The sequence below is a fragment of the Flavobacterium sp. genome (genome assembly GCF_031363805.1).
Taxonomy (GTDB): Bacteria; Bacteroidota; Bacteroidia; order Flavobacteriales; family Flavobacteriaceae; genus Flavobacterium.
This window is the reverse complement of sequence record NZ_JANLVD010000041.1, coordinates 1-4,611: the sequence shown is the minus strand read 5'-3', so window position 1 is coordinate 4,611 and position 4,611 is coordinate 1. Positions and strand designations below refer to the sequence as shown.

The 4,611-nt window shown below is 31.3% G+C and carries 6 protein-coding genes; 4 read left to right on the top strand and 2 right to left on the bottom strand.

All coding sequences use genetic code 11. The annotated features are described in order from the left end of the window. Nucleotides 1–1,320, top strand: a 1,320-nt coding sequence (gene priA, locus RMN92_RS02495; protein ID WP_309607886.1) for a primosomal protein N', incomplete at its 5' end; no start/stop codon positions are given. Between the two features lie 241 nt (nt 1,321–1,561). Here the strand turns inward: priA and RMN92_RS02490 are convergent. After that, nucleotides 1,562–2,254, bottom strand: coding sequence for a LytTR family DNA-binding domain-containing protein (locus RMN92_RS02490; RefSeq protein ID WP_309607885.1), 693 nt, complete (start codon nt 2,252–2,254; stop codon nt 1,562–1,564). Between the two features lie 166 nt (nt 2,255–2,420). On the opposite strand from RMN92_RS02490, the gene rpsF reads away from it, so the two are divergent. The 3 genes from rpsF to rplI all read left to right on the top strand — a co-directional run bounded on the left by rpsF (nt 2,421) and on the right by rplI (nt 3,574). Further along, nucleotides 2,421–2,762, top strand: a complete 342-nt coding sequence (gene rpsF, locus RMN92_RS02485; protein WP_309607884.1) for a 30S ribosomal protein S6 — start codon at nt 2,421–2,423, stop codon at nt 2,760–2,762. Between the two features lie 5 nt (nt 2,763–2,767). Beyond that, on the top strand, nt 2,768–3,064 hold the full coding sequence (gene rpsR / locus RMN92_RS02480; protein WP_309607883.1) for a 30S ribosomal protein S18: 297 nt from the start codon (nt 2,768–2,770) through the stop codon (nt 3,062–3,064). 66 nt (nt 3,065–3,130) lie between these two features. Beyond that, nucleotides 3,131–3,574: a 50S ribosomal protein L9 gene (gene rplI, locus RMN92_RS02475; protein ID WP_309607882.1), complete on the top strand. Its 444-nt coding sequence runs from the start codon at nt 3,131–3,133 to the stop codon at nt 3,572–3,574. 62 nt (nt 3,575–3,636) lie between these two features. Here the strand turns inward: rplI and RMN92_RS02470 are convergent, their stop codons facing one another. Continuing rightward, nucleotides 3,637–4,551 (bottom strand): hypothetical protein, encoded by a 915-nt coding sequence (locus RMN92_RS02470; RefSeq protein ID WP_309607881.1) that lies wholly within the window; start codon nt 4,549–4,551, stop codon nt 3,637–3,639. Nucleotides 4,552–4,611 lie beyond the last annotated feature (60 nt).

Sequence of the window (4,611 nt, the reverse complement as noted above, 5' to 3'; positions counted from 1 at the left end):
AAAGCACAAATTGTTATTGGGGCACGTTCGGCTTTATTCCTGCCTTTTCAAAATTTGGGTTTTATTATTATTGACGAAGAACATGAACAGACTTTTAAACAAACCGATCCTGCGCCAAGATATCATGCGCGAGATTCTGCTATTGTTTTAGCAAATTTTCATAAAGCCAAAGTAATATTGGGATCTGCCACGCCAAGTATAGAAACCTATTTTAATGCACAAAATAAAAAATACGGTTTGGTAGAAATGCACCAACGTTTTGGTGATGCTGTTATGCCCGAAGTTGAATTGGTGGATTTGAGAGACAGTTATTTCCGTAAAAAAATGAATGGTCATTTTAGTTTCACTTTGGTAGATGCAATTACTGAAGCTTTGGCAAATAAAGAGCAAATTATCCTTTTTCAGAACCGCCGCGGTTATTCACCAGTTATAGAATGTATGACTTGCGGACATGTGCCTCAATGTCCACAATGCGATGTGAGTTTGACTTATCATAAATATAAAAACCAGTTGCGCTGTCATTATTGCGGCTACAGTATGGCAAAGCCAAACAGTTGTCACGCTTGTTCGAGTATCGATTTGACGTCGAAAGGTTTTGGTACAGAACAAATAGAACTTGAACTCAAAACACTTTTTCCAGAGAAGAAAATTGCTCGAATGGATCAAGATACGACTCGCGGAAAATATGCTTTTGAAAAATTAATTGACAGTTTCAAAAACCGAGAAATTGATATTCTTGTAGGCACACAAATGCTTGCCAAAGGTTTGGATTTTGATAATGTGTCTTTGGTTGGGATTTTGAATGCCGATTCGATGTTGTATTTTCCAGATTTTAGAGCCTTTGAGCGTAGTTTTCAAATGATGACGCAAGTATCTGGTAGGGCTGGAAGATCAGAGAAAAAAGGAAAAGTGGTTATTCAGACTTATAATCCTGTCCATAATATTATACAACAAGTAACTCAGAATGATTTTTTATCTATGTACAATGAGCAATTGTATGAAAGACAGCTATATAAATATCCGCCCTATTTTAAATTGATTAAACTGACACTCAAACAGCGTGATTTTGAGAAACTAAAAGAAGGTGCTATGTGGCTTTTTCAGGTTTTGCAACAGCAGTTTGATTTTCCAGTTCTTGGTCCAGAAGAACCACCTGTAAGTAGAATACGGAATGAATATATTCGAACCATTTTAATTAAAATTCCACAAAATAAATCGTTATTGGGTACAAAAAAAACGATTCAAAAAATTTTGAATAGTTTTGAGGCGGTTTCGCAATACAGATCAATTAAAGTTGGTGTAAATGTGGATTTCTATTGATAAAATGGTTGGATATTAACCAATTCCGATTGTATTACATCTTTAAAAATTAGATGTTTAGAAATCATGAATGAATCAAAAAATTTGAATTTTAGCCCAGATTGAAACGGAAATCCTTTTCTTTTTTGTCATCCTGAGCTTGTCGAAGGACAAAAAAAGAAAAGATTGAAGTGGAAAGCGGGAAAAATGTTGAAAGAGAGCAAAAATGTTGTGCTCCAAAATAAAAATCTAATTCGCTTTATTAAGAATCTAAAGCTTTCATTAACTCTTCTTTTTTATTTCTGCTCAAGGGGATTTTGGTAACTCCGATTTCAGCAAATTTACTGTTGAATTTTTCGACTTTATCCATATTAATGATAAACGATTTATGAACACGAATAAATTTTTCTTTCGATAAATCCAACTCAAAGGCTTTCATTGTTGACAATACCAAATGGCTGTCTTCTTCGGTGACTACTTTTACATAGTCGCCAAAAGCTTCAATCCATTTAATTTTAGATGTGTAAATTTTAAGTTTTTTTAGATTACTTTTAATGAAAATATGCTCACCTTCTTCTTCGAGACTGTCTTTTCGAAGTTGGTGCATATCCAAAGCTCTTTTTATGGCAGCATTGAATCTGTCTTTGGTAATAGGTTTTTGCAGATAATCTGTGGCATCGTAGTCAAAAGCTTTAACTGCATATTCAGCTTTTGCGGTGATAAAAATAATTTGAGGTTTTATTTTCAAACCGTCGAGTAGGTTAAAACCGTTTATTACAGGCATTTCGATATCAAGAAACAACAAATCTACTTGTTTGGTAGACAAGCAATTTTTTGTTTCAATGGCGTTTGAAAATTCGCCAACAAGGGATAATCCAGAGTGAGAGTCAACTAATTTGGTAACTAGAATTCTTTGAATGGAGCTATCATCAACAACAATACAGTTCAATTTCATAAGCTTTTGGAAATAGATTGGCGTATAAAAATACAAATTTTTTTTCAAAACTATTCTTTTTTCGGTAAAATCTTCACTTTTATCGATTTAATTGAATTATAAATTGTTTATTTGAATTAAATGAGTACTTTTGCACCCATATTTTTAACAAATAAAATTTATAATTATGAATCACTATGAAACTGTTTTCATCTTGAATCCCGTTTTATCTGAAACCCAGATAAAGGAAACAGTAAGCAAATTTGAAGATTATTTAACTTCAAAGGGCGCTACTATGGTATCTAAAGAGGATTGGGGCTTAAAAAAAATGGCTTACGAAATTCAAAACAAAAAAAGTGGGTTTTACCACTTATTTGAATTTAATGTTCCAGGAGAAGTATTAATTGGTTTTGAAACTGAATTTAGACGTGACGAACGTGTTATGCGTTTTTTAACCGTAAGTTTAGACAAACATGCAATTTCTTGGGCTGAAAGAAGAAGAACAAAATTAAAAGCAACTAAAGCGTAACCATTATGGCAACATTACAACAATCAGCTTCAGGAAAAAAAGACGGAGATATTAGATATTTAACGCCTTTGAACATAGATACAAACAAAACTAAAAAGTATTGTCGTTTCAAAAAATCTGGAATCAAATATATTGATTATAAAGATGCAGATTTTTTATTGAAATTTGTAAACGAACAAGGTAAAATTTTGCCACGTCGTTTGACAGGAACTTCATTAAAATACCAACGTAAAGTGTCTGTAGCTGTAAAAAGAGCGCGTCACTTAGCATTAATGCCATACGTGGCGGATTTATTAAAATAATTTAAAAACTAAAAGTTGTTGGTTTTTCTACATTGAAAACCTAACTTCTCTAAAAAGGACATCAACATGGAACTTATATTAAAACAAGACGTACAAAATTTAGGCTTTAAAGACGATGTTGTATCTGTTAAAGCAGGTTACGGTCGTAACTTTTTGATACCAAAAGGATTTGCTCACATGGCAACTTCTTCTGCAAAAAAAGTTTTAGCTGAAAATTTAAAACAAAGAGCACATAAAGAAGCAAAAGTTGTAGCAGATGCAAATGCATTGGCAACAGCTTTAAAAGCTATCGAAATTAAAATTGCAGCAAAAGCTGGTGGCGAGAAATTGTTTGGTTCGATTACCAATATTGACATTGTTGAAGCGTTGGCTATAGCTGGTCAAACTATCGACAGAAAATTTGTAACTTCAGGTATCGTTAAAAGAACTGGAAAATACAATGCTTCGGTTCGTTTGCACAGAGATGTAATTGTAGATTTACCTTATGAAATTGTTGCTGAACAAGCATAATTTTTTTAATGAAATATTAAAAACCATCTTTCGGGATGGTTTTTTTTTGTTTTATACCGTTATTATTCTTGCTTTATTTCTTCTTCTTTATAATCTCCAAGAAGCCATTCACTATTGTCAGTACTATATCTAGCTATTTTAATTCTACTAGTAGCATCACTATAAAAGAAACAAGAAATATCTTCATTTCCATATTCTTGAATGTAATCGAAAAGTTTGAAATTAATATTAACTTTTGAATAATAATTGTCAATTACACTTACCAAGGCAACTTTAATTTGATTAATGCTCTCTGAATTATTCAAATTCTCTTTAGTAAATATGTTGAAAACTTCGACTCCGCTGGTATTTTTTAAAAAACTGTTATCTTTTTCAATATCTTTAATTTCATAAAAATAATATGTTTTTTCATTAGATTTTTTTAATTTCTTTATCAAAGAAATTTTATCAGAATCAATATTTATTTTGTGGTTTTTGAGATACTCGGAAAATATAGTTTCGTTATCCAAGTCAATGTGAATAGTTTTTATTATTTTTTGATTGAAATTAAAAGATTCCTTTTGTTTTGCATTATCACTTTGATTTGGATTTGCATGTGAGTTAAAAAATAGCAGTTTTTTCATTTCTCTAGATTGCAAATTAAATCTAGTTAGTCCTGAATATTTGGACATTATAAATAATTCATTATTTATTTTTTTTATTTCTGAGCTAAACGTTGGGTCACCAAAAATTTCATAACTACCTCTAAAATCATTAGCTATGAAATATTCCTTTTTTGGTGCATCCGTTTGTTGTACTAAATATTCAATTAAGAAAACTTTATTTTGTTTATATATTGATACATATATAAAATTTCCAGTTTGAATTGCATCACCAATAATTACTTGTTTTTTTATGTCACCATATTTTTTAAATGGTAATGAACTTGATTCACTTACTTTTTCAAACTCATCTGCTTCTCCATTTACAGTTTCCACTCAGACAGGTGGAAGCGGAGGTATAACCGTGCAAACTCTTTTGACTGTTGGAGTCGTCGC

Excerpts from the sequence above, each read along its gene's own strand:
- RMN92_RS02490 (WP_309607885.1), bottom strand. The coding sequence starts at position 2,254 with ATGAAATTGAACTGTATTGTTGTTGATGATAGCTCCATTCAAAGAATT.
- rpsR (WP_309607883.1), top strand. The coding sequence starts at position 2,768 with ATGGCAACATTACAACAATCAGCTTCAGGAAAAAAAGACGGAGATATT.
- rplI (WP_309607882.1), top strand. The coding sequence starts at position 3,131 with ATGGAACTTATATTAAAACAAGACGTACAAAATTTAGGCTTTAAAGAC.
- rpsF (WP_309607884.1), top strand. The coding sequence starts at position 2,421 with ATGAATCACTATGAAACTGTTTTCATCTTGAATCCCGTTTTATCTGAA.